At 70.5% G+C, this 22413-nt stretch carries 23 protein-coding genes and 1 pseudogene; 16 read left to right on the forward strand and 8 right to left on the reverse strand.

Features of this window, described 5'->3' with window-relative positions:
- The first annotated feature begins 193 nt into the window (after positions 1 to 193).
- The 3 genes and pseudogenes from KI388_RS09355 (at position 194) to KI388_RS09370 (ending at position 3001) form a co-directional block, all read left to right on the forward strand.
- Positions 194 to 1333 (forward strand): PGF-pre-PGF domain-containing protein, encoded by a 1140-nt coding sequence (locus KI388_RS09355; RefSeq protein WP_215086382.1) that lies wholly within the window; start codon positions 194 to 196, stop codon positions 1331 to 1333.
- 100 nt (positions 1334 to 1433) lie between these two features.
- Positions 1434 to 1828, forward strand: a pseudogene (locus KI388_RS15650) (aldolase/citrate lyase family protein); the annotation flags it as partial.
- Between the two features lie 210 nt (positions 1829 to 2038).
- The gene (locus KI388_RS09370) at positions 2039 to 3001 is read left to right on the forward strand and encodes a DUF6293 family protein (RefSeq protein ID WP_215088773.1); all 963 of its coding nucleotides are present in this window, start codon (positions 2039 to 2041) and stop codon (positions 2999 to 3001) included.
- Positions 3002 to 3021: 20 nt separating this feature from the next.
- Here KI388_RS09370 and KI388_RS09375 read toward each other — a convergent pair whose 3' ends face one another.
- Positions 3022 to 3729 carry a hypothetical protein gene (locus KI388_RS09375; RefSeq protein ID WP_215086383.1) on the reverse strand — a complete coding sequence of 236 codons (708 nt, stop codon included), beginning with the start codon at positions 3727 to 3729 and terminating at the stop codon, positions 3022 to 3024.
- Between the two features lie 313 nt (positions 3730 to 4042).
- Between KI388_RS09375 and cofH the strand changes: the two genes are divergently transcribed.
- Together cofH and KI388_RS09385 are read left to right on the forward strand one after the other, a co-directional pair.
- The gene (cofH, locus tag KI388_RS09380; RefSeq protein ID WP_215086384.1) at positions 4043 to 5494 is read left to right on the forward strand and encodes a 7,8-didemethyl-8-hydroxy-5-deazariboflavin synthase subunit CofH; all 1452 of its coding nucleotides are present in this window, start codon (positions 4043 to 4045) and stop codon (positions 5492 to 5494) included.
- Positions 5495 to 5645: 151 nt separating this feature from the next.
- Entirely contained in the window at positions 5646 to 5963 is a 318-nt protein-coding gene (locus KI388_RS09385; protein ID WP_215086385.1) for a DUF2250 domain-containing protein, read from the forward strand.
- Positions 5964 to 5981: 18 nt separating this feature from the next.
- Here the strand turns inward: KI388_RS09385 and hmgA are convergent, their stop codons facing one another.
- Both hmgA and KI388_RS09395 read right to left on the reverse strand, forming a co-directional pair.
- The gene (hmgA, locus tag KI388_RS09390; protein ID WP_215086386.1) at positions 5982 to 7205 is read right to left on the reverse strand and encodes a hydroxymethylglutaryl-CoA reductase (NADPH); all 1224 of its coding nucleotides are present in this window, start codon (positions 7203 to 7205) and stop codon (positions 5982 to 5984) included.
- A gap of 81 nt (positions 7206 to 7286) precedes the next feature.
- Positions 7287 to 7760 (reverse strand): N-acetyltransferase, encoded by a 474-nt coding sequence (locus KI388_RS09395; RefSeq protein ID WP_215086387.1) that lies wholly within the window; start codon positions 7758 to 7760, stop codon positions 7287 to 7289.
- Positions 7761 to 7945: 185 nt separating this feature from the next.
- Here KI388_RS09395 and KI388_RS09400 point away from each other — a divergent pair, with 185 nt between their 5' ends.
- From KI388_RS09400 to KI388_RS09420, 5 genes are all read left to right on the forward strand, one after another.
- The gene (locus KI388_RS09400; protein WP_215086388.1) at positions 7946 to 8758 is read left to right on the forward strand and encodes a DUF502 domain-containing protein; all 813 of its coding nucleotides are present in this window, start codon (positions 7946 to 7948) and stop codon (positions 8756 to 8758) included.
- On the forward strand, positions 8755 to 9201 hold the full coding sequence (locus KI388_RS09405; RefSeq protein ID WP_215086389.1) for an archease: 447 nt from the start codon (positions 8755 to 8757) through the stop codon (positions 9199 to 9201). Before KI388_RS09400 ends, KI388_RS09405 begins: the two co-directional genes overlap by 4 nt.
- 68 nt (positions 9202 to 9269) lie before the next feature.
- On the forward strand, positions 9270 to 9812 hold the full coding sequence (locus KI388_RS09410; protein ID WP_215086390.1) for a complement resistance protein TraT: 543 nt from the start codon (positions 9270 to 9272) through the stop codon (positions 9810 to 9812).
- 98 nt (positions 9813 to 9910) lie between these two features.
- A complete protein-coding gene (locus tag KI388_RS09415) occupies positions 9911 to 11419 on the forward strand; it encodes an RtcB family protein (RefSeq protein ID WP_215086391.1) in 1509 nt (502 codons plus the stop codon).
- Positions 11420 to 11488: 69 nt separating this feature from the next.
- Positions 11489 to 12178: a hypothetical protein gene (locus tag KI388_RS09420; protein WP_215086392.1), complete on the forward strand. Its 690-nt coding sequence runs from the start codon at positions 11489 to 11491 to the stop codon at positions 12176 to 12178.
- A gap of 42 nt (positions 12179 to 12220) precedes the next feature.
- Here KI388_RS09420 and KI388_RS09425 read toward each other — a convergent pair whose 3' ends face one another.
- The 3 genes from KI388_RS09425 to KI388_RS09435 form a co-directional block, all read right to left on the reverse strand.
- Positions 12221 to 12532, reverse strand: a complete 312-nt coding sequence (locus tag KI388_RS09425) for an MTH1187 family thiamine-binding protein (RefSeq protein ID WP_215086393.1) — start codon at positions 12530 to 12532, stop codon at positions 12221 to 12223.
- Positions 12533 to 12594: 62 nt separating this feature from the next.
- Positions 12595 to 13530 (reverse strand): alpha/beta fold hydrolase, encoded by a 936-nt coding sequence (locus KI388_RS09430; protein WP_215086394.1) that lies wholly within the window; start codon positions 13528 to 13530, stop codon positions 12595 to 12597.
- Positions 13527 to 13931: a hypothetical protein gene (locus tag KI388_RS09435; RefSeq protein WP_215086395.1), complete on the reverse strand. Its 405-nt coding sequence runs from the start codon at positions 13929 to 13931 to the stop codon at positions 13527 to 13529. Before KI388_RS09435 ends, KI388_RS09430 begins: the two co-directional genes overlap by 4 nt.
- A gap of 247 nt (positions 13932 to 14178) precedes the next feature.
- On the opposite strand from KI388_RS09435, the gene KI388_RS09440 reads away from it, so the two are divergent.
- The 3 genes from KI388_RS09440 (at position 14179) to KI388_RS09450 (ending at position 17457) form a co-directional block, all read left to right on the forward strand.
- A complete protein-coding gene (locus tag KI388_RS09440; protein ID WP_215086396.1) occupies positions 14179 to 15309 on the forward strand; it encodes a DUF4013 domain-containing protein in 1131 nt (376 codons plus the stop codon).
- Between the two features lie 25 nt (positions 15310 to 15334).
- The gene (locus KI388_RS09445; RefSeq protein WP_215086397.1) at positions 15335 to 16402 is read left to right on the forward strand and encodes an mRNA surveillance protein pelota; all 1068 of its coding nucleotides are present in this window, start codon (positions 15335 to 15337) and stop codon (positions 16400 to 16402) included.
- Between the two features lie 476 nt (positions 16403 to 16878).
- Positions 16879 to 17457, forward strand: coding sequence for a hypothetical protein (locus KI388_RS09450; protein ID WP_215086398.1), 579 nt, complete (start codon positions 16879 to 16881; stop codon positions 17455 to 17457).
- 64 nt (positions 17458 to 17521) lie between these two features.
- Here the strand turns inward: KI388_RS09450 and infB are convergent, their stop codons facing one another.
- Entirely contained in the window at positions 17522 to 19315 is a 1794-nt protein-coding gene (infB, locus tag KI388_RS09455) for a translation initiation factor IF-2 (RefSeq protein WP_215086399.1), read from the reverse strand.
- A gap of 160 nt (positions 19316 to 19475) precedes the next feature.
- Between infB and KI388_RS09460 the strand changes: the two genes are divergently transcribed.
- The 3 genes from KI388_RS09460 (at position 19476) to KI388_RS09470 (ending at position 21361) form a co-directional block, all read left to right on the forward strand.
- A complete protein-coding gene (locus KI388_RS09460; RefSeq protein WP_128909330.1) occupies positions 19476 to 19721 on the forward strand; it encodes a PRC-barrel domain-containing protein in 246 nt (81 codons plus the stop codon).
- Positions 19721 to 20179, forward strand: coding sequence for an NOB1 family endonuclease (locus tag KI388_RS09465; RefSeq protein ID WP_215086400.1), 459 nt, complete (start codon positions 19721 to 19723; stop codon positions 20177 to 20179). The genes KI388_RS09460 and KI388_RS09465 overlap by 1 nt, the downstream gene beginning before the upstream one ends.
- An 81-nt stretch (positions 20180 to 20260) precedes the next feature.
- On the forward strand, positions 20261 to 21361 hold the full coding sequence (locus KI388_RS09470; protein WP_215086401.1) for a DUF2891 domain-containing protein: 1101 nt from the start codon (positions 20261 to 20263) through the stop codon (positions 21359 to 21361).
- On the opposite strand, the gene uppS is transcribed toward KI388_RS09470, so the two are convergent.
- A complete protein-coding gene (gene uppS, locus KI388_RS09475) occupies positions 21358 to 22353 on the reverse strand; it encodes a polyprenyl diphosphate synthase (protein WP_215086402.1) in 996 nt (331 codons plus the stop codon). The genes KI388_RS09470 and uppS overlap by 4 nt on opposite strands.
- Between the last annotated feature and the right edge of the window lie 60 nt (positions 22354 to 22413).

Here is a 22413-nt window from a genome sequence, read left to right on the forward strand (position 1 = left end):
CACAAGACGGTCCGCCGCAGACGCCCGCAGCTACGGCGAAGTCACGGCCGACGGCGAGCCGATTGACGGCGTCACCGTCGAGGCGGTCGTCGACGGCGAGGTCCGCGACGCGATCGAGACCGACGCCGGGGGGCGGTTCGGCGGGCCGGGCGCGTTCGACGAGAAGCTCACCGTCGAGGGGCCGGCCGACGAGGTGTCGTTCCGCGTCGCCGGCTCGCAGGCCGGCACGGCGGGATGGGAGTCGGGCGCGAACGAGCGAGTCGACCTCTCGCTGGACGAGGCGCCGACCCCGCCGGACGGGGGCGACGGCGACGAGACGCCCGACGACGACCCGACGACCGACCCCGGCGACGGCACCACCGACTCCGGCGACGGGGCCGACGGCGGCGACGGCACCGCACCGGGCGGCGCTCCCGGCGGCGCCGGCGGCGCACCCGGGGGCGACGCCGGTGACGACGCCCCCGGCGGCGAGGGATCCGGCGACGACCCGACCGACCCGCCGGCGGCAGAGGACGTCCTCGACCTGCCCGCGGGCGCGTCGACGACCGGTGCGGAGACCGCGACGGCCGCGGTCGACGAGGCGACCGGGACGAGCTCGGTGACGTTCACCGGGCAGACGTCGGTCGAGGGCATCACCTTCGACGGGGCGGTCGAGGGCGCGGTCGGCGTCGCAGAGTACGAGTCCGCGCCCGCGGCCGCGGGACCGCCGCCCGGCGCGTCGGTCTCGGTCGTCGAGATTTCGGTCCCGGAGTCCGCGACGGACGCGCCGGCGACGATCCGGACGCGCGTCTCCGCGGACCGGGTCGGGGCGACCGGCGCCGACCCCGAGGACCTCCGGCTCTCGCGGTTCGTCGACGGCGAGTGGCGGGGCCTGGAGACGACGCTCGTCGACGAGAGCGGTGACGCGGTCGTGTTGGAGGCCGAAACGCCCGGGTTCTCGTCGTTCGCCGTCTCGGCGGTGAGCGAGCCCGACGCGGCGATCACGGTGCCCGTCGAGACGCTCGACCCCGGCGAGACGGTGACGCTGTCGGGGCTCCGGTCCAGCGACGAGTACGGCGAGGTCGTCGCCTACGACTGGTCGGTCGACGGCGACGCCGCGACCGGCAGCACGACCGACGTGTCGTTCGCTTCCCCCGGCGAGTACGAGGTGACGCTCACGGTGACGAACGACGCGGGCGAGCGTGACACCGCGACGGCGACGGTGGCGGTCGCCGCGGACGACGCCCCGGTCGAGGAGCCGGGACTGCTGTCCGCGCGCGCGCTCGGCGCCCTGGCCGTCGCGGTCGCGGCCGCGCTGGTCGCGGTCCTCGTCGTCCGCCGTTACGACCGCTGACCCGGCGCCGCGGCCCGTTTCGCGTACTCGGTTTCGAGTTGGCGAAAATACCCCCGCGTGAGGTATCTTTTTTCATAGAAAAGCGTGATAGATACGCTATATGACAGACGTGACCCTGCGTCGCACGCAGCTCGCGACGCCCGCGAGCGACGAGAAGATGATGCACTCAGCGGCCGACAGCGACGCCGACGAGGTGTTCCTCGACTTGGAGGACTCCGTGGCGCCGAACGCCAAGCCGGACGCCCGCGAGCCGCTCATCGAGGCCGCCCGCGAGGAGGACTGGAGCGACATGGTCCTCAGCTTCCGGATGAACGGCATCGACACGAAGTGGTGGTACGACGACGTGATCACCGTCGTCGGCGAGGCGGGCGAGTTCATCGACGACATCATCGTCCCGAAGGTGAAGTCCGCCAGCGACGTCCACACCGTCGAGACCTGCTCGCGCAGGTCGAAGAGAACAACGGGCTGGAGGCCTCGGGCGGGATCACGGTCGAGACCGCCCCGGACTACGCCGCGACCGGCGTGGACGTGATCTCGATGGGGAGCCTCACGCACTCCGCGCCCGCGCTCGACCTCTCCTTCCGGACGGGGACGGCGCCTCCCGGACCGAGTGACGACAGCGGGGGGCCGCGCCCGCGCGGCGGCCGCCGCTCTGAGAATCCGAGAGAGCGTGGTTTTTATAAACGCCGCCACGTCGTCGGACGTATGCAGACCCACATCGTTCCGGTCGGGTTCGACTACGACCGGATGATCGCCCCGCTCATCCGGGACCAGTTCGACGTCGACCGGGTGATCCTGTTGGAGGGGACGGTCGGCAGCGAGGCCAACGTCGAGTACTCGCGCAACATCGCGCGCAAGCTCGAACAGGACTTCCAGAACCTCCTCGGCGCCGAGACGGTCCGCGAGCAGTTGACCGACGTGTACGACTACGACGCCGCCTTCGAGCGCGCGTTCGACCTGATCAACGCAGAACTCGATCGGAATGAGGGAGTCGACGACGCCGACGAGCGCGAGGTGTGGGTGAACCTCTGTTCGATGCCCCGCCCCGTCTCGTTCGCGTTCGCGACCGCGGCCCACTCGATCATGGTCGAGCGGCAGGCGGACCGCGACCGGATTCACACCTACTACACGGCCCCCGAGAAGTACCTGGAGACCGAACTCGCGGAGGAGCTGCGCGCCACGCGCGACCTCCTCCGCGACCTCGACGATGGCAGCGGCGACGAGGCCATCGCCGAGGCGGGTGTCGACCCCGAGCGCGTCGCGGACCGGCTGGCGAGCACCACGGACCTCCTCGCGGAGTTCGACGAGCGCGGCACCACCATCGGCGCGAAAAAAATCGGCGACCGCCACGTGATCGAACTGCCGGTCGCCTCCTTCCAGAACGTCAAGCCGTTCGAGGAGCTGGTGCTGTTCACGCTGGGCGAACACGGCGAGTTCGAGTCCGTCTCCGAGCTGGCCGAGACGCTCGCGGCCGAACTCAACGAGGAGTACACCGACTCGTTCCGCTCGAAGGTGATTTATAATGTGGACCGGCTGGGTCCCGGCGGTAAGGGGTACATCGAGCGCGAGGAGCACGGGAAGTCCTACCGGACGAGCCTCTCGCGAATCGGAAAGCTGTGGGTGCGTTCGCACGCCGACGAGGACCGAGACTACCGGGATCTGGCGTGAACGATACCGGGATATAGCGATTAGTCTGACGTGACTGGGCGGAAATCGACTGACAGTTCGGGATAGACTTCACTATCTGATTTCTCTTGTTCAAGTTGATCGAGGTAGTCTGCCAGCGTTTCGAGTTCGGGTATCTCGGTTGTGTCCGCGTATCGGTCTATGAGGTACCCAGCAACCGTAACGAAGAGCATTGAGTAATTGGGACTTCCCTGATAGTGGTGCCCAAGGTGTGCCAAGTTGTTCCGCTTTTTTCTGGCTAATTTGAGAGTTGCTTCGATTTCATCTACATGGCCGTTAGGAACATCCCGGCGCAAGTCTTTCTTTAAGATATTCTCTGAATCGTTAATATGTGGTGTGTTCCCACCTTTGTTTGACATATAAGTGAGGTAGTTTCGTGAGTTCAGTTTGAGGTGAACTGCTGATACTATCAGTTCTAATGCGACCCCATAGAACAAGTCCGCAGCCATGTGTCTAGACCAATCTCGTCGCGAAAGCCGGTTTGTAGACACGTCGCGGTTTTTCCACTCGTCTCCCGGCGCACCCACCTTCGTAATGGCCATATCAATGTACGCCGCAGCCTGCTTGAATTGTTGATCGTGGGGTGGACTCCCGTATTTAGAAACTTCTGGCTCATGGTAGTACGCCCAGATCTCGTACGTCGCTGCTCGATAGTGCTCACCAACCTCCTGCTGGTACTGTCGTATTTGCTCCAAAGTATTCTGTCTCATGATAGTTTTCGTTGAGAGCTATGCTATTGAAATCGGGGTCCAATGAGACTGGGCAGTTATTTGCTTCTCTCTGTAGGCAACACCCCAAAGCCCCTTTGAGTCCCGCGCACGGTAACCGCGCCTCACACCTCCCCAGCCTCGTCGGCCGGCCTTCGCTTCGCTCCGGCCGGCCGACTCCCTCGCGCGTGCTGTCTCGCGGCCGCCGAGGGCGGCCGCTCGCAGGCACGCGCCACCGCGGTTTCCAGTATCCGCTTATCAATCGTAGCTGTCTCGACCCGCCCGTTTATCAGGATGGAACCGGGAGCGTTAGGGGATGAGTTCGGGGGGCAGTTCCGGCGCGAGCGGGGCAGACGGCGGGGGATCGGAGAGCGACGCGAACGAGTTCGACTTCGCGACGCCCGCGACCGACGGGTCGTTCGAGAACGCGCTCGCGAAGGCCCGCGACGGGACGCGGCTCTCGGTCGACGACGCGACCGAACTGCTCGCCACCGGCACGGAGTCGTCCGGGATCGACCCCGTCCGCAAGGAGGCGGTGCTGGAGGCGGCCGACCGGCGGCGGCGCGAGGCGGTGGGCGACGAGGTCACGTTCGTCGCCAACCTCAACAACAACGTCACCACGGCGTGTAACACCGGCTGCCTGTTCTGTAACTTCAAGGACTCCGCGCACGCCTTCGAAGCCGACAGCGACGTCGAACACGCCGGGTTCACCAAGACGCCGGCGGAGTCTCGCGAAGTCGTCGAGGACGCCCTCGACATGGGCGTCTACGAGGTCTGTTCCGTCTCGGGGCTCCACCCGGCGTTCGCGCTGAACGGGGAGCACCACGAGATCCTCGCGGGACACGACGACCCCGCGAGCGAGGTGAACTACAAGCCGCCCGAGGCGTACGCGACCGATCCGGGCACCTACGTCGAGCAGATGGAGGCGATGTCGGTCGGCGGCGTCCACCTCCACTCGATGACCCCGGAGGAGGCGTACCACGCCTCGCGCGGCACCGACTGGGAGTACGAGGCCGTCTACCGCGAACTGGCCGACGCCGGACTCGACTCCGCGCCGGGCACCGCGGCCGAGATCCTCGTCGACGAGGTCCGCGACGTGATCTGCCCGGGGAAGATCCGCACCGACGACTGGGTCGCGGCGATGGAGGGCGCGGCCGCCGCCGGCTTAGACGTCACCTCGACGATGATGTACGGTCACGTCGAGACGGTCGAACACCGCGCGGAGCACCTGAAGGTGATCCGCGACCTCCAAGACCGCACGGGCGCCATCACGGAGTTCGTCCCCCTCTCTTTCATCCACCAGAACACGCCCCTCTACCGTCGCGGCGTCGTCGACTCGGGGCCCTCGCACGCCGAGGACGAACTCGTGGTCGCGGTCGCGCGGCTCTTCTTGGACAACGTCGACCACGTTCAGGCCTCGTGGGTGAAGTCGGGCGACGCCCACGGCCTGAAGCTGCTCAACTGCGGCGCCGACGACTTCATGGGCACCATCCTCTCGGAGGAGATCACCAGCCGCGCGGGCGGCGAGTACGGCGAGTACCGCTCGTTCGACGACTACGTCGAGATGATAACGGCGATCGGCCGCACCCCAGTCGAGCGCTCGACCGACTACCGCACCCGGCGCCGGATCGATCCCGACGACGGCCCGCACGGCCCGCGGCTCGGCCCGCGCGCCGACGGGACCCCATTGCTGCCGGACCGCTCGTCCGACGGCGGGAGAGCCGCCGGCGACGCGGCCGGGACGCCGCCCGCCGACGCTGACGACTGATCTCACCGGGACGCCGCCCGCCGACGCCGACCGATACGACCTCCGGGAGGAACGGTTAGCCACCGAACACGTTCCGCCGAGCGACGGCGACTCCCAGCGAGTGGGAACCGCCGGTGTCCCCTTTATCATGGTACGCGTCACCACGTGTAAGATGACCGCACCCGACGCGCAGCCGACCGACCGTCCGACGGGTGGGTCCGACGCGGGGGACGGCGACGCGCTCGATCCGGACCGCCCGTCGCTCACGCGCTCCGACGAGCGGCTGCTCTCGTACCTGGCCGACGTCGGCGCCGACTACCAGGCGTTCGTCGCCGGGAACACCGGGCTCTACGACGACCACGTGGAGTCCCGGCTGACCGCGCTGGCGGGCGCCGGCCTCGTCGAGCGCGTCTCCGGCGAGGCGATGTACCGGATCACCGACGCGGGGCGGGAGGCGCTCCGCGACGACTGCCCGCGCTGGTCCGATTGAGAAGAGCGTTCGCGGCGCTTACCGGCCGAGCTCCTCGTGCGCCGACGAGAGGTGTCGCGAGCCGAGTGCCGCGAGCAGGTTCAGCTCGCCCGCGAGGGCGCAGACCGCGATCGATTCCGCGAGCGCGTCGGCGTTGCTCCCGGCCGGGTCGCCGCCGCCCGCCACGCCGAGGATCTCGAGGCTCGCGCGCTGCGTCGGGAGTTTCGTCCCGCCGCCGACCGTCCCCACTTCGAGGCTCGCCAGCGAGACGGAGACGTAGAGGTCGCCGTCGGCGGTCGTCTCGGCGGTCGTGATCGCGTTCGCGCCCTCGACCACCTGCGCCTCGTCCTGCCCGGTCGCGAGGAACATCGCCGCGACGGCGTTGGCGACGTGCGCGTTGAAGCCGAGCGCGCCCGCCTTCGCGGAGCCGACGAGGTTCTTCCGCGTGTTGATCTCCGCGACCGCTTCCGGGGTCGTGCGGAGGCGCTCCTCAACGACCTCGCGCGGGATCGTCGCGTCCGCGACGACCGAGCGCCCGCGCCCCTCGACCGCGTTGATCGCGGCCGGCTTCTTGTCCGAACAGAGGTTGCCCGACAGCGCGACGAGCGACGCGTCCGTCTCCGCCTCGACCACGTCACAGGCCTCTCGGGTCGCGATGGTGGCCATGTTCATTCCCATCGCGTCCTTCGTGTCGTAGCGGAACCGGCAGAAGACGTTGTTGCCCACGACGTAGGGGGTCACGTCGAGCAGTTCGCCGTGGCTCGTCGTCGACTCCGCCGCCTCGCGTAACGCGGGCACGTTGTCGCGCACCCAGTCGACGAGCGCCTCGGCCTCCGCGACCCCGGCGACCCGGAACACGGGCGCGCGGGTCATCCCGCTCTTGGTCACGCGGGCGGTCGCGCCGCCGCCGCCGTCGATGGCCGAGCAGCCGCGGTTGATCGACGCGACCAGCGCGCCCTCGGTGGTCGCCAGCGGGAGGTAGCGCTCGCCCGAGGCCGCGCCGCCGTCGATCGTTACGGGGCCGGCGACGCCGACCGGGACCTGAACGCCCCCGAGGGTGTTCTCGATGTTCGAGCCGTGGACCGCCTCGGCGTCGAAGGCGTACTCGCCCAGCGGGCCGAGGTCGGCGTCGGTCGCCTCCGCGACGAGCAGCCGGCGCGCGGCGGTCGCGACGTCGGCGTCGGCGTGGTCTTCCAGCTCGTGGAAGCGGAGGTCGCCGTCGCGGACCCGGGTCGCGAGGTCCGCGGGAGTCGGTTGCGACATGCCGTCTCCTCCTCGCGGCGGGCGGTAATTACTGTCGGTTCCCCGGCCGTCGCGAACCGCGCGCGGCGGGCGAAGGCGGGCCTACCGGCCGACGAACCCGGAGAGGCGCTCGCGGATCGACTCCCCGCCTAGCTTGAGGTAGTAGGCGTCGCCGCCGTCCTCGTAGTAGTCGTCGATGCGGCGGATCACCTCGAAGCCGAGGTGCTCGTAGAAGCCGAGCGCCTGCCGGTTGGTCGTGCGGGCGTGGCAGGTGACCGACCGGTGCTCCTCCGCGACGTCGGCGATGAGCCGCTCGGCGTAGCCGCGGCCGCGGTGGTCGGGGTGGACGGCGAGAAAGAGGATGTAGCCGTCGCGGCGGACCGAGGCGAACGCGACGAGCCGGTCGTTCTCGACGAGCAGGTGGGCGGTCGACCGGCGGTACGCGTCCACGAAGAAGCCGCGTCGCTGTCGGAGGACGCCCTCTACGGACCGGATGCGCTCTTTGAGCTCCCACGCGGCGGTCGCGTAGTCGGACTCGCCGGGCGGGTCGGTCCGCTTTTCGACGTTGACGCTCACTGCGATGATCTAACACGCCAGCGGAATATAACTCCACCGCCAGCGGGGACGGTTGCGGGCGGCTCCGCCGCTCGACGAGTCGATGTCGGTCGGCTCCGGAACGGAGACGGTAACAGCGAGAGGGAGACGGAACCGCCGAGACCGCGACGGAAACGTTTTGTCGCGCTCGGGCGTGAACGCCGATAATGACCGACGAGTCGTCGGGAGCCGAACTGCTCCGACGGGCGTTCCTCTCGGGCGTCGCCGTGGTCGTCCCCGCCGTCATCACGCTGGTCGTCCTCGCCGTCGCGTTCAACGCGGTGTACAACTACCTCGAGGCGTTCTCGTCGGCGGTCGTCGCCGTGTCGCCGGGCCTCGGACTGCCGGTGGTCGGGGCGGTCCCTCGAGAACTCGCAATCGAGGTCGCGACCCCGGTCGTGTTCGTGGCCGTCATCCTCCTCCTCGGCGCCGTCGTCGAGTCCTCGCGGTACGGCGAACGCGCGGTCGATTACGTCGACGAGGCGGTCGAGCGGGTGCCGGGCGTCGGCTCCGTCTACCAGGGGTTCCGGCAGATGAGCGACGCCATGCTGGAGTCGGACGGCGGGAACTTCCGCGAGGTGGTCCTCGTGGAGTTCCCGACCGAGGGCACCTACACCCTCGCGTTCGTCACGAGCGAGACCCCGGAGGTAGTCGCGGACCACGCGGACAGCGACGGGGACGGCATGCGGACGCTGTTCATGCCGATGGCGCCGAACCCGGTGATGGGCGGCCACGTCGTCTTCGTCCCGGAGCGCCGGATCGTCGACGTCGAACTCTCCGTCGACGAGGGGGTCCGCGCGCTGGTGACGAGCGGCGTCGCCTTAGAGGAGGTCGCCGCCGACCTCGACGACGTCGACCCGGCGGATCTTCGCGACGGCGCGCCGGAGCGAACGGTCGACGCGCGGTTCCAGACCGACGAGCGACCGGAAACCGACGGGGCGTCCCGTGACGGGAGCAGCGGGGGGAGCGGCGACCGATGAGTTACGAACTTCGCGACCACACCGCCGACGTCGCCGTCGAGGCGACCGCCGACACGCTCTCGGCGCTGTTCGCGGCGGTCGCGGACGGACTGACCGCCGCCAGCGCGGAGTCGGTGCCGGAAACGCGGGGCGACCGGTTCGAACTCGAGGTCGCCGCCGAGGGCCGCGAGGCGCTGCTGTTCGACTACCTCGACCGGCTGATCTACGAGCGCGACGTGCGGCTCGTCCTCCCGGCCGACCACCGCTGTTCGGTCGTCGAACCGGGCGATGGGAAGGGCGGCGGGGCGACCGCCGATCCGGACGAGTGGCGGCTCACGGCCGGCGCGCGCGGCGTCCCCCTCGACGCGGTGGCCGCGCGGGAGGTCAAGGCGGTCACCTACTCCGAGATGTCGCTCGAACGCCGCGGCGACGGGTGGTACGCGTACGTCGTGTTCGACGTGTGAGGTCGCGACGCGCGCCCCGCCGACGGTATGTGATAAACCGTTATATTTATCGAGTGCGTTGGTAACGTATGTCGCACTCCGATCGGAACGACGGGAGCGAACCGGCGAGCGCGGCCCGGCGGTGGCGCGCGGGGGCGGTCGGCGGGCTGGTCGCCGGCGCCGCGATGGGCGCCGTGTTACACCTCGGTCTCGGACTGATGCCGACGATCGGCGCGCTGGTCGGGACCGAGACGGTCCTCGCCGGGTGGGCCGTCCACCTGTTCAACAGCACCCTCTTCGGCGGGCTGTTCGTCGCCGTCTTCGACCGCCCGTTCTTCGCGGACCTGCGCGGTGACGTCGGCGGCTGCCTCTCGCTCGGCGTCGTCCACTCCGCCGCGCTGGGGATGCTCACCGGCGGCCTGCTGTTGCCGGCCGCGATCGCGATCGAGGGCGCGACGTCGCTGCCGGTGCCGACGCTGCCGGTGCCAGGGCTGACCGCCAGCTTCGAGTTCGGCGCGGTGATCGCGGTCGCACACCTGCTGTACGGGCTCGTGCTCGGGCGGGTGTTCGCCGCGTTCACGCTCGCGGAGGGCGACATCGGCTGGCTTCCGGTCGACCCGGTGGACCGGTGACCGGTCGCGGTCGGGCGACGGCGGTCGTCCCGGCGGGACCCGACGGCGCCTCCGCCCGCTGACGCAACGCCCTTCTCCCCCCGCGCCGAACCCCGGGTATGACCACGCGCGAGTTCGACGGGATCCGACTGGAGAAGGTGCGCGAGCACGTCTGGGAGATCCCCCGCGAGGGCGACATGAACGTCCCCGCGCGGGTCCTCGCCAGCGAGAGCCTACTGGAGGAGATAGGCGACGACGACTCGCTCCAGCAGCTGAAAAACGCCACCCACCTGCCCGGGATGGTAGAACCCGCGCTCTGTATGCCCGACGGCCACCAGGGGTACGGCTTCCCGGTCGGCGGCGTCGGCGCGATCGACGCGCGAAACGGCTGTATCTCTCCCGGAGCGGTCGGTTACGACATAAATTGCGGCGTTCGTATGGTGAAAACTAATCTCACCTACGACGACGTGCGCGGCCGGGAGGAGGAACTGGTCGACGCGCTGTTCGAGGCGATCCCCTCCGGACTGGGCGGCGGCGGGGTGATCGACGGCGACGCCGACGCGATCGAGGGCGCCCTCGAACGCGGCGTCGAGTGGGCGGTCGAAGAGGGGTACGGGATCGAGAGCGACCTCGCGCGCTGCGAGGACGAGGGGCGCCGCCCCGACGCCCGTCCGGAGTACGTCTCCCAGAAGGCGATGGACCGCGGACGCAACCAGATGGGGTCGCTCGGCTCGGGCAACCACTTCCTCGAGGTCCAGCGCGTCACGGACGTGTTCCGCGAGGGCGTCGCGGAGGCGTACGGGTTAGAAGAGGACGGGATCGTCGTCCTGATCCACTGCGGGAGCCGCGGGCTGGGCCACCAGACGTGCAACGACTACCTCCGCCGGATCGAACAGGAGCACGGCGACCTGCTCGACGACCTGCCGGACAAGGAGCTGGCGGCCGCGCCCGCCGGCTCAGAGCTGGCCGACGAGTACTACGGCGCGATGGGCGCGTGCATCAACTTCGCGTGGGTGAACCGCCAGCTGATCACCCATCAGGCCCGCGAGACGTTCGGTGAGGTGTTCGACGCCGACCCGATCGAGGACCTCGGGATGGAGCTCCTGTACGACGTGGCACACAACATCGCGAAGAGGGAGACCCACGAGGTCGACGTCGACGCCGAGGGGCGCCCCGCGGTGGGCGACGAGGCGGTCGACCGCGCGGAGCGCGAACTGTACGTCCACCGTAAGGGCGCGACGCGGGCGTTCCCGGCGGGCCACGAGGACGTGCCCGAGACCTACCGCGGCGTCGGCCAGCCCGTGATCATCCCCGGCAGCATGGGCGCGGGGTCGTACGTCCTCCGGGGCGGCGACGAGTCGATGTCGGTCTCGTTCGGCTCCACCGCCCACGGCGCCGGCCGGCTGATGAGCCGGACGCAGGCGAAACAGGAGTTCTGGGGCGGCGACGTGCAAGACGACCTCGAGGACGGCCAGCGGATCTACGTGAAGGCACAGTCCGGCGCCACCATCGCGGAGGAGGCGCCCGGCGTCTACAAGGACATCGACGAGGTGATCCGCGTCAGCGACGAACTCGGCATCGGCGACAAGGTCGCGCGGACGTTCCCCGTCTGTAACATCAAGGGATAGCGTCTCGTCGCCCGGCCTCTCTCCGCTCCCGATCGCTTATCACCCATACCGGGACCACTCCTCGTCGAGATGTCGAGCCACTCGCGGGACGGCGACGCGCACGGAGGACCGACCAGACGATCGCTGCTCGCCGGCGGGGTCGCCGTCACCATCGGGAGCCTCACCGGTCTCGGCGCCCTCGCCGCGTCGAGCCGACCGGCGGCCGCGATCGACGGCGATCCGGCGGCGTTCGAGGCTGGCGACGCGCCGACGGTCACCGCGAACGACGGCCGGATAGAGTCGGTGTACCTCTCTCCCGCCGTCGAGGCGTCGTGGACCGACTTCTCCGACGGCGTCGAGCGCGTGACGCTCACCCTCGCCGTCGGGAGCGACGCGGGCGTCGACGAGGTGTACCGAGAGACCCTGACGGCCGCGGACCCGGACGCGACGCCCGGAGACGTCGCGTCGGTTGGGACTCCCGGAGAGAGCGGGTCCGACGAGCCTCCGACGTTCGACGCCGTCGACGGCGGGGTCGCGGCGGCGTTCCGGCGCGTCGACGCGACGGAGCGCGGTGACGCCGTGACGAGCGAGTCGCTGAGCGCGCCGGGCCTCGGCGGCGGCGAGACGGCGGCGACGACGCTCGACCTCGTGCTCCGCGCGGACGTCGCCGGCGGCGGCGACGAGGCGACCGTCGTGCGGACGACGACCGTCGACGTCGCGGTCGAGAACCCCGACGGGGACGCGACCGCCGGCGGTAGCGTGGGAGTCGACAGCGCGTGACGCGAGGCGCCGCGGCGACGCCGCCAGCGCGCCCGCCGCCCGTCAGCGCTCCCGCCTCGCCTCCCGACCGAGGTGGTCCTCGACCGCCTCGACCTTCTCTCCGGCCGTCCCGTCGCTCGTCCGCTTGTCGTCGATTTTTAGTACCGTCGAGACGCGGTCGCCGTCGACCGCCTCGTGGGCGGCCGCCGCGGCCGCGAACAGCGTCTCCGCGTCGTCCGCCTCGATCACGGTCCCCATCGGGTTCGTCTCGTAGCTCACGTCGAACTCGTCGAGGGCGGCGACGGCCTCCGCCACCTCCTCGGCCATGCTCTCTTCGATCACCGGCGCGACGCTCAACATCGCGATCGCTGTCATGTCCGGGACTGTGCTGCGAACTCACTTAAGCAGTCGCGAGGAGCAGGGTTCCGAGCGATCCCCTATTCGAGCGCGTCCCGGAGGAAGGAGAGCTGGTGGCCGACCGCGCCCTCGAACTCCTCGCCCAGCACCGAGAAGTGGTCCGCGGGCATGGTGACGACCGTGCCCCGCGAGAGCCGCTCGCCGGCGGTCGCGACCGAGTCGGCGTCGACGATCGCGTCGTCGGTGCCGGCGAGGAGCAGGGTCGGGGCGTCGACCTCGTCGAGCCGCGTCACCGGCCGATAGCGGACGAGCCCGAGCAGCGAGCGCGCGGGCGTCTCGTTGCGCCACGCCGACTCGCGGTCGACGAGGTCGACGTACTTCCGCTTCGTCCCCGGCTCCGTGATCGCGGCGCACTCCTCCGTGCCGCCGACGATCGGGACGGACCGGCCGCGACCGATCCGATGACCGAGCAGGTCGCGGAGGCCGACCGCCCCGGAGCGCAGGAGGTACCGCCCACCGCGTCGCGCGGCGATCGCGCGCCCGTCGAGCATCGGGACCAGCCCCACGACCGCGTCGACGTCGCGACGCTCCGCGGCCAGCGTGAGGACGTGCGCGGCCGACAGCGACGCGCCCCACAAGACGAGGTCGCCGCCGACGGCGTCGACGCGCTTCGCGCGGTCGATCGCGGCCGCGTACGCCGCGCGCTGGCGTTCGAGGTCGACCGCCTGCGAGTCGCCGTCGGACTCCCCGAACTCCGGGTGATCGAACAGGAGAGCGGCGTAGCCCGCGTCCGCGAACCGCTCCGCGACGGCGGGGTAGCCGAAGGTGCGCTCCGCGCCGAGTCCCGGCGCCATCACGACGACGGGCGGGTCGTCCGCGTCGCCGCCGGGCAGGTACAGCGTCCCGCGGCAGGTCGCGCCGTCGACGTCGAACGCGACCGCGCGGGTGGCGAACCGCTCGCGGGCCGGCCGCGAGAGCCGTCGCTGCGCCCGGTTGACCGGGTCGCGGCGGGTCACGGGTCGGCCTCCGCGTCGGTCTCGGATCCGGCGTCGCGTCCGTCTCCGGCCCCGGGCTCGTGGCTGACGGTCTCCAGCACCCGACTCGAGAACTCCGTCTCGGATATCTCGTAGCCAATGAGCGCCTCGAACCAGTCGGCCTCGGCGTGCCACGTCCCGAGGACGTCCCCGGGCGATCGGACGACCGTCCCCTCGACGCGGACCGGGTCCCACTCGTCGGCCTCCGCGCGGTCGATGAGCGCGTTGAGCGCGCGCCCGATCTCGCCGCGGTGGATCTCGCGGCCGGGGAACGCCGTCATGTACGTCAGCTCCAGCGGCTCGCCGGGGTCGATCGATTCGACGCTGACGCCGTAGCTGCGGAGCGCCGGCTCCACGTCGGCCGTCCGCTCGTCGCCGGTCATACCTGATCCGTCGGCGGGGCGGGATAAATCGGTACCGGCACGCGACGGCGACGCCGCTGGCGGGAAGCGAAGGACGAGTCGTCGAACGAAAGCCGCGGACGGGGATGCGACCGCCCGACGGGCGGTCGCGGGAAGGTTGTCAGAGGCACACGATTATCCCGCGCGGCCGACCGACTCTATCCCGCGAAGCAACATAAACGCTCGGGCCGGGGACCTTTATGCGGCTCCCGTCCCTGTGTCGAGTCACATGCTTACCGCGGCCGCGACGGCACTGAAGCGAACCGACGACGCCGCCGGCGTCGTGCTCGTCGGCGGGTTGGTGGCCCTGCTCGCGTGGGTCCTGACGCCGCTGTGGCTCGGTAGCGTCCTGTTCGTCAGCCCGGCCTTCGTCGTGGCGGCCCCCGTCGCGCTCGCGCCGTGGCTCGTCGCGCGCGGCTACTTCGTCCGCGTGACGCGCAACGCGATCCAGACCGGAGAGGCGACGGGCGCGCCGTCGCTCGTCGCGTGGGGGGAGTTGCTCAGGGACGGTCTCAAGTCCGCGCTGCTGTCCGCCGCCCTCCTCGCGCCGCTCGCGGGCGGCCTCGCGGTCGGCGGCGTCGCCGCCGCCGCGCTCGTCGCCGGGCCGGCCGATCCAGCGGCTGTCGCGGCCGCCGTCGAGTCCGCGCTCGGTCCGAACGGCCCGGCCGCCGTCGCCGCCACGGGCGTCGGCGTCGTCCTCGCGCTCGTCGGCGCGTACCTCCTCGCGTTCGCGTACCTCCGGCCCGCGGCGCTCGCGACGTTCGCGGAGTCCGGGCGGCTTAGGGACGGGCTGAACCCACGGACGGTGGTCGGTGTCGCCGCGACCGGTCCGTACGCAACCGGGTGGACCCTCGGCGTCGGCGCGCTCGCGGTCGGCTACGCCGTCGCGGCGCCCACGGCGCCGCTCGTCGTCGGCGTCGCGGTCGCGTTCGCCGTCCGGGTCGTCGCACACGGTCTCTACGGGCGAGGCGCGGCGGGCGCCCTGCGGGGAGACCCGAGCGCGGACGCGGGTCCGCGCCCGTCGGGCAACGCGACCCGGAACGGGGCGAGTCCCGATGTCGGAACGGCGCGCGGCGTCGACGCGGTCCGCGACCGGGACCGCCCGCGCGGCGACGCGCCGACCCCCGTCGTGTCGGGCGACGGCGGCCAGCCGATGCGGAGCGAGCCGCCGGCCACGGTCCAAGTCGGCCGCGACGTTCCGGTGGGCGACCAGAGAGACGCGACCGACGCCGTTGACGCGACCGGCGGCGGCGACGGGACTAGTCCGGCCGACGCGGCCGACGGCGGCGACGCGGACGGTGACCCGGAGGGCGGCTTCGAGTGGGGGCCCGCGCTCTCCGAGGCGGAAGACAAGAGTTGATACGGGCGCGAGCGAACGGCCGGACATGCGCATCTCCGAGCGGGGGTACGGCGAGGAGGGCCGGGAGCGGCTCACGCTGGTCCCCGAGAACGTGGACGACCTCTGGCACCTCGCGCACGTCCTCGAACCCGGGGACCTCGTCGAGGGCGACACCACCAGACGGATCCAGCGGAACGACGACCAGATGCGGGACACCGGCGGGCAGCGCGAGCACATCTTCGTCACGCTGGAGGTCGACGACGTGGAGTTCGCGCGGTTCGCCAACCGCCTCCGCGTCGGCGGTGTCATCGTCGGCTGCTCGCGGGAGGACCAGCTCAACGCCCACCACACGCTCAACGTCGAGGAGCACGACGAGATAACCGTCGAGAAGCACTTCAAGCCGGACCAGACCGAGCGACTCGAAGAGGCCACCGAGGCCGCGGAGAACCCCGACGTGGCCATCGCCACCGTCGAGGAGGGCGCCGCCTACGTCCACACGGTCCAGCAGTACGGCACCGAAGAGTACGCCTCGTTCACGAAGTCGACCGGGAAAGACGAGTACGCCCAGCCCCGCGAGTCGCTGTTCGCGGAGCTGGGCGAGGCGCTCGCGCACCTCGACGCCGACGCCGTCATCCTCGCCGGCCCGGGGTTCACGAAGAACGACGCGCTCGACTACATCGAGGAGGAGTACCGCGACCTGGCCGACCAGATCAGCACGGTCGACACCTCCGCGGTGGGCGACCGCGGCGTCCACGAGGTGCTCAAGCGCGGCGCGGTCGACGAGGTGCAAAAGGAGACCCGCATCTCGAAGGAGGCGAGCCTCATCGACGAGCTGACGGAGAACATCGCCACGGAGGCGAAAGCGACGTACGGGCCGGACGACACCGCCGAGGCCGCCGAGTTCGGCGCGGTCGAGACGCTGCTCGTCGTGGACGAGCGCCTCCGCACCGAGCGGCAGGGCGACGGCGACTGGAACATCGACGTCAACGAGGTGATCGAGTCGGTCGAGCAGCAGGGCGGCGACGTGGTCGTCTTCTCCTCGGAGTTCGCCCCCGGCGAGCAGCTCGCCAACCTCGGCGGCATCGCCGCCATCCTCCGCTACCGGCTCCAGTGAGCGGCTGACGGTCGAAATGCGGTGGCGCGTGCCTGCGAGCGGCCGCCATCGGCGGCCGCGAGGAGCACGCGCGAGGGAGTCGGTGGCGGTCGAGCGAAGCGAAGACCGCCAGCGACGAGGCTGGGGAGGTGTGAGGCGCGGGCTGTGCGGGGCGGGACTCGAAGGGGCAGCCGTGAGGCCTCCTGAGGTGACGCAAGTACCACAGCGAGTGAGCGGAGTGAACGAGCGAGGAGCGCAGCGAGCGTCAGGAGGCCTCACGGCTGGGGCTTCGGCGGTCGTGTTCAGGTCGGTGATCGCGTATCGCCTCGCGGCTGGGGCTTCGGCGGGGTTCGTGTCGATCGTCGATTTATAAGTGCCACTTTCGTACAGCCGTGCGGCTGGGGCTTCGGCGGGCTCGGTCCACGGGTCGTCCGCGACGAAAACGGTCACCTACAGCGGCCGTGACCTTATGAGAGCGCGTCGCCAACTCCGGATCGATGGCGGACCGATCCGGCGGTGACGAGGGCGTCTCGACGACCGCCGACCGCGAAAGCGCCGACGACATCGGCGGCGATCCGATATCGGACGACGACGCCGACCCCCTCCCCGACGACCTCGACGCCGGCGTCGACGAGGAGGTGAAACGCCGGCTCCGCGAGGCGTACCTCAACGACGAGGAGAACGCGCTGATCGTCACGGAGGTGCGCTCCGTCGGCGACCGCGTCGCCGTCGAGATGCGCCCCCCGCACGGCGACGCGACCCACACCGAGCGGTTCGACGCCCCCCGCGACGGCTCGCTCCAAGAGTCCGAGGCGTTCTTAGCGTTCTTGGAGGCCGCGGGCGTCTCGCCGCTCGACGTCGACGAATTCGTCGGCGCGCGCGTCCCCGCGACGTACGACTCGGAGACGGGCTGGCGGGTCGACGCCGCGTACCGCGCCGAGTCGGAGTCGGCCGGCGAGAACCGGTTCGCGAGCGCCCGCGAGTGGCTCTGGAACTACCGGACGTGGCTGCTCGCGGCGCTCCTCGTCGGCGGAGAATTGGCGTTTGTCGCCGTGATTATTCTGGTGTACGGGTGACCCTCGGAGGCGTCCGTCGGGCCGAGTAGAAGATGGTCCGGAACAGGTGCGACGGGAGAACCGGCTACTTCCCCCAGAACGGGTCGCGCTTCCGACGCGTCTCCAGGTACCCCTGAAGCGCCTCGCGCTCGTCGGCGGTGATCTCCTCTTTTAACTCCTGTTCTAAGATCTTCGCGTGCTTCTCGGGCACATCGGTCCAGAGCGTGTCGCCCTCCTCGATGTCGCGGCCGACGGTCGGCCCGTCGATGGCGATGCTGACGCGCTCGCCGGCGCGCGCCTCGTCGACGTCGTCGCCCTGCTTTTGAATCCCGGAGAGGCCGCCGACGCGCTCGAACTCGTTGCCCTCGAAGTAGCCGACGTTGCGGTTGTTCTGAAGCGTGCCGGAGATTATCTCGACGCCGACGACCGCGGGGTCGTTCTGTCGGAACGTGTGGTCGGGAAGGATACGGAAGCGGGCCGGGCGCACGACCTTGTCCAGCACCGTCTCCTGTTGTGCGCGCTGTTTCTCCTCGACGTAGCGCTCGTAGTCCTCGACCAACTGGTAGATGACCTCGTTCTTGAACAGCTTCACGTCGGCGTTCTCTAAGTCCGACTCCGCGTTCTGGAGGAGGTCGACGTTGAAGCCGAGGATGGCCTTGTGTTCGTCCTGATTCGCGGTCTCCGCGACGGCGATGTCGCGCGGCGCGATGTCCCCGACCTCGGCGCGGAGGATAGGGACTTCGGCCTCGCGGAGGGCGTTCGCCATCGCCTCCAGCGAGCCGAGCGTGTCCGCCTTGACGACGACGCCGTTCTCGGCCGTCTCGACCTCGATCTCCGCGAGTTCCGCCTTCACTTCCTCAACGACCTCGTCGACGGTGCGGTCGCGGACGACCCGGACCGGCGCGCCCGCCATCGCCTGATCGAGGTCGGGCGCGGCGATCTTCACGCCCGCCGCGGCGCCGATCTCTCCGACCTTCTCGAACTCCTTTTCCGTGCGGATCTCCGCGAGCGGGCGGGGGCGGAGCAGCGCGCGGATCTCGGTGACGATCGGCTCGTTCTGGCCGCCCACGACGACGGTGTCGCCGTTGCGGATCACGCCGTCGTAGACGACGGTGTCGACGGTGGCGCCGAACCCGCGCTCGTCTTTCACCTCGAGGACCGTCCCCTCGCCCGGGCCCGTGACGTCGATCGCCATCTCCTCTTTCATGAACCGCTGGGAGAGGCCCATCAGAACCGTGAGGAGGTCCGGGACGCCCTCGCCGGTGAGCGCCGACAGCGGGACGACGCCGATGTTCTTCTGGAAGTCCTGGACGCGCCAGTAGAGGTCGGCCGAGAAGCCGGCGTCGGACAGCTGGCCGATGATCTCGTAGAGGTTCTCGTCGAGCATCGACTTCGCGCGCTCGGACTGCGCCTCCATGCTCTTCTGGATCGGCTCGCCGTCCTGCGGGTTCCAGCCGGGCGTCGTGTCGGCCTTGTTGGCCGCGACGACGAAGGGGGTCCCCGTCCGCCGGAGGATGTCTATCGCCTCCTCCGTCTGCGGCTGGAAGCCGTCGTTCACGTCGACGACGAGCACCGCGATGTCGGCCAGCGCGCCGCCGCGGGCGCGCAGCGTCGAGAAGGAGTGGTGCCCCGGCGTGTCGATGAACAACAGCCCCGGCAGATCGAAGTCCGACGGGTCGATCAGCTCCCCGGCCATCCCGGAGATGGTGTCGAGCGGGATGTCCGTCGCCCCGATGTGTTGGGTGATCGCGCCGGCCTCGCCCTCGCTGACGGCGGAGCCGCGGATCGTGTCGAGCAGGCTCGTCTTGCCGTGGTCGACGTGGCCCAGCACGGCGACGATTGGGGTTCGCAGGGTGTCCGCGTGTGTGTGGTCGGTCATATGTGATCGCCCCGAGAAGGTTATACCCTCTCTTCCGCCCGGCCGTCAGTTAAGCCTTTCAAAATGCCGCGACGAACCGCGGCGGCGAGCCCGACGTCCGCGTCCGTCGCCCGTCCGACGGCCCGTGGCGTTTAATACCGTCGCCCGGAACCGTGGGGGTATGGTCGACATCCTCGCGGAGAACCTCTCCGGGAAGGCGGTGATGAGCTCCGACGGCACGGAGCTCGGGGACCTGTACAACATCACGATGAACCTCGAGTCGGGCGAGCTGAACCACCTGCTGGTCAGCCCGCACGAGCAGCTCAGACCCGAGCGCGTCGACTTCGAGGTCGACGAGATGGGGCGGCTCCGAGTGCCGGTCGCGAACGTGCAGGCGGTGAAAGACTACATCGTCGTCGCCCGCTGATGCAGGTCCTCGACTCGTCCGCGTTTATCCACGAGTACACGACCGACGACGACGTGGTCTCCATCCCGGCGGTCCACGAGGAGCTGACCGGCGAGGTGGCCCTCCGCTTCGACGCGATGGAGGGCTCTGGAATGACCGTCCACGTGCCGGCGCCGGAGGCGGTCGACCGGGTCCGCCGGGCCGCGAAGGGGTCGGGCGACGCCGCGGAGCTGTCCGACACCGACATCCGGCTGATCGCGACGGCCTTAGAGCTTCACGCGACCCTCGTCACCGACGACTACGCGATGCAGAACGTCGCGGAGCGGCTCGACCTCCCGGTCGAGGCCATCGCCCGCGACGGCATCTCCGAGGAGCGGGAGTGGCGCTTCCAGTGCGTCGGCTGTAACCGCACCTTCGACGAGGACAAGGAGCGGTGTCCGATCTGCGGCAGCGACCTGACGCGGAAGAACCCGGCGTAGCGGACCCGAGAGAACGCTTCTCCGTGCCACCGTCCCGCACGGGACCGACCGATTGAACAGGCGCCCCGCGGACCCTCCGGTATGGACGCCTTCGAGGACATTTCGCCCGACGCGCTCCGCGCCGGACGGGCGGACGCGATGGACGACGCGGTCGCGACGGCGCTGGCCGCCCACCCGCTCGACGGGGTCGAGACCGAGTACCCGCACTATCAGGGGGTTGCGGAGGGACCCGAGGCGCCGCCGCGTCCCGCCGAGACCCACCCCGTCTTCTACGGCTGCTTCGATTGGCACTCGGCGGTTCACAGCCACTGGGCGCTCGTGCGCGCCCTGCGGCTCGTTCCGGACCACCCGGACGAGGCCGCGATCGTAACCGGCATCGACGAGCGGCTCACCCCCGAGAACGTCGCTCGCGAGGTCGCGTACCTCGACGAGAACCCCGGCTTCGAGGAGCCGTACGGCCGGTCGTGGCTGCTCCGGTTCGCCGCCGAACTCGAACTGTGGGACGACCCGCGCGCCGACGCGTGGCGCGAGACGCTCCGCCCGCTCGAACACCGGGTCCGGCGCGGGACCCGCGAGTCGTTCCTCGGCGTCGACCGCCCGCAGCGCGTGGGCAGCCACGGCAACACCGCGTTCGCGCTCGCCGGCGTCCTCGACTACGCGCGGGTCGTCGGAGACGACGACCTCGAATCGGCGGCCGAGGCGACGGCGCGCCGCCTCTACGCCGACGACACCGCCGCGGTCGTCGGGGCGGAGCCGGTCGGCTGGGACTTCGTCTCGCCCGCGCTCGTTGAGGCCGACCTCATGCGCCGCGTCCTCGACCCTAGCCCGTTCGCGGCGTGGCTCGACGGCTTCCTCCCGGACCTCACCGCGCCGCCCCACGACGCGCTGCTCGCGCCCGTCGACGTCGAGCCCGAGGAGGGCGACGGCGCCGCGATGCACCTGATCGGGCTCAACGTCTCCCGCGCGTGGTGTCTCGCCGGACTGGCTGACGCGCTGGCGGGTCGTGAGGGACCGGCGGCGACCCGGCTTCGGGAGCCGCTGGAGACCGCGGCCCGCCGCCACGCCGAGGCGGGGGCGGCGGACGTGCTCACCGACGACTACGCCGGCTCACACTGGCTCTCGTCGTTCGCGCTGTACCTGCTGACGCGGAACGAGGGAGGAATCGCGCCGGACGCCGCCTAGTCGGCTCCCGGCGAGTCCGTGGCGTCGCCGTCGACCGGACCGGCGGAGTCGCCGTCGACCGGGCCGACGGAATCGCCCTCGGCGCCGCCGAGGGCGTCGTCGGAGAGATGGGTACCGTCGAGCCGCGGGACCCGGTCCCGGAGCCGAACGGCGGCGGAGCGGGCCTCCGCGAACTCCACCTCGGCCAGCGCGCGCACCAGCGCGGCGGCCCGCTCCGCCCGGGCGCGCTGCCACGACTCCTCGCGCGACTCGTAGGTGCGGATCGCGCGCAGGAAGTCCGCCTCGGAGAACTCCGGCCAGTACGGCGCACAGAAGTAGACGGCGGCCTCGTTGCCGTTGGCGTGCCACGGGAGGAAGTTCGAGGTGCGCTCGTCGCCGCCGGTGCGGACGATCAGGTCCACGTCGCGGATCGGCCGGTCGTACAGCCGCGACTCGACGGTCTCGACGTCGACGTCCTCGGGCGCCATCTCTCCGGCATCGACGTCGCGGGCGATGGCGCGCGCGGCGTCGAGCAGTTCGGTCCGGCCGCCGTACGCCAGCGCGACGTTGAGCGTGAAGCGGTCGTTTTCGGCGGTGCGCCGCTCCGCGTACTCGACCGCGTCGCGGACGCGCGGCGGGAGGCGAGGCACGTCACCGATGGCGCGGACGCGCACGCCCTGCTCGTGGACGCGGTCGGCGTCCGCGAACTCCCGGAGCTTTCCTTCCAACAGGTCGAAGAGGGGTTCGAGCTCCTCGTCGGGGCGCTCGAAGTTCTCTGTGGAGAAGGCGTAGAGGGTGAGCTCCGAGACGCCGAGGTCGGCGCACCAGTCGAGGACGCGCTCGGTGGTGTCCGCGCCCGCGCGGTGGCCGTCGGGGGCGTCGTCGCCGCGCTCGCGGGCGTACCGGCGGTTCCCGTCCTGGATGACGGCGACGTGGTCGGGGACGTCGTCGATCTCGCGGCGGAGGTGTCGTCGGTACGCGCGCCCGACGAGGCCGCGGAGTCGCTGCCACATGCTCTGAGGCCACGACCCCGAGCGGTATACCTTTATGGGTCGGTCCGGGGACGAGCGATC

The sequence above is a fragment of the Halorubrum sp. 2020YC2 genome, from assembly GCF_018623055.1.
Classification (GTDB): domain Archaea; phylum Halobacteriota; class Halobacteria; order Halobacteriales; family Haloferacaceae; genus Halorubrum.

Excerpts from the sequence above, each read along its gene's own strand:
- KI388_RS09370 (WP_215088773.1), top strand. The coding sequence starts at position 2,039 with ATGCAGACCCACATCGTTCCGGTCGGGTTCGACTACGACCGGATGATC.
- KI388_RS09375 (WP_215086383.1), bottom strand. The coding sequence starts at position 3,729 with ATGAGACAGAATACTTTGGAGCAAATACGACAGTACCAGCAGGAGGTT.
- cofH (WP_215086384.1), top strand. The coding sequence starts at position 4,043 with ATGAGTTCGGGGGGCAGTTCCGGCGCGAGCGGGGCAGACGGCGGGGGA.
- KI388_RS09385 (WP_215086385.1), top strand. The coding sequence starts at position 5,646 with ATGACCGCACCCGACGCGCAGCCGACCGACCGTCCGACGGGTGGGTCC.
- hmgA (WP_215086386.1), bottom strand. The coding sequence starts at position 7,205 with ATGTCGCAACCGACTCCCGCGGACCTCGCGACCCGGGTCCGCGACGGC.
- KI388_RS09400 (WP_215086388.1), top strand. The coding sequence starts at position 7,946 with ATGACCGACGAGTCGTCGGGAGCCGAACTGCTCCGACGGGCGTTCCTC.
- KI388_RS09405 (WP_215086389.1), top strand. The coding sequence starts at position 8,755 with ATGAGTTACGAACTTCGCGACCACACCGCCGACGTCGCCGTCGAGGCG.
- KI388_RS09410 (WP_215086390.1), top strand. The coding sequence starts at position 9,270 with ATGTCGCACTCCGATCGGAACGACGGGAGCGAACCGGCGAGCGCGGCC.
- KI388_RS09415 (WP_215086391.1), top strand. The coding sequence starts at position 9,911 with ATGACCACGCGCGAGTTCGACGGGATCCGACTGGAGAAGGTGCGCGAG.
- KI388_RS09420 (WP_215086392.1), top strand. The coding sequence starts at position 11,489 with ATGTCGAGCCACTCGCGGGACGGCGACGCGCACGGAGGACCGACCAGA.
- KI388_RS09425 (WP_215086393.1), bottom strand. The coding sequence starts at position 12,532 with ATGACAGCGATCGCGATGTTGAGCGTCGCGCCGGTGATCGAAGAGAGC.
- KI388_RS09435 (WP_215086395.1), bottom strand. The coding sequence starts at position 13,931 with ATGACCGGCGACGAGCGGACGGCCGACGTGGAGCCGGCGCTCCGCAGC.
- KI388_RS09440 (WP_215086396.1), top strand. The coding sequence starts at position 14,179 with ATGCTTACCGCGGCCGCGACGGCACTGAAGCGAACCGACGACGCCGCC.
- KI388_RS09445 (WP_215086397.1), top strand. The coding sequence starts at position 15,335 with ATGCGCATCTCCGAGCGGGGGTACGGCGAGGAGGGCCGGGAGCGGCTC.
- KI388_RS09450 (WP_215086398.1), top strand. The coding sequence starts at position 16,879 with ATGGCGGACCGATCCGGCGGTGACGAGGGCGTCTCGACGACCGCCGAC.
- infB (WP_215086399.1), bottom strand. The coding sequence starts at position 19,315 with ATGACCGACCACACACACGCGGACACCCTGCGAACCCCAATCGTCGCC.
- KI388_RS09460 (WP_128909330.1), top strand. The coding sequence starts at position 19,476 with ATGGTCGACATCCTCGCGGAGAACCTCTCCGGGAAGGCGGTGATGAGC.
- KI388_RS09465 (WP_215086400.1), top strand. The coding sequence starts at position 19,721 with ATGCAGGTCCTCGACTCGTCCGCGTTTATCCACGAGTACACGACCGAC.
- KI388_RS09470 (WP_215086401.1), top strand. The coding sequence starts at position 20,261 with ATGGACGCCTTCGAGGACATTTCGCCCGACGCGCTCCGCGCCGGACGG.
- uppS (WP_215086402.1), bottom strand. The coding sequence starts at position 22,353 with ATGTGGCAGCGACTCCGCGGCCTCGTCGGGCGCGCGTACCGACGACAC.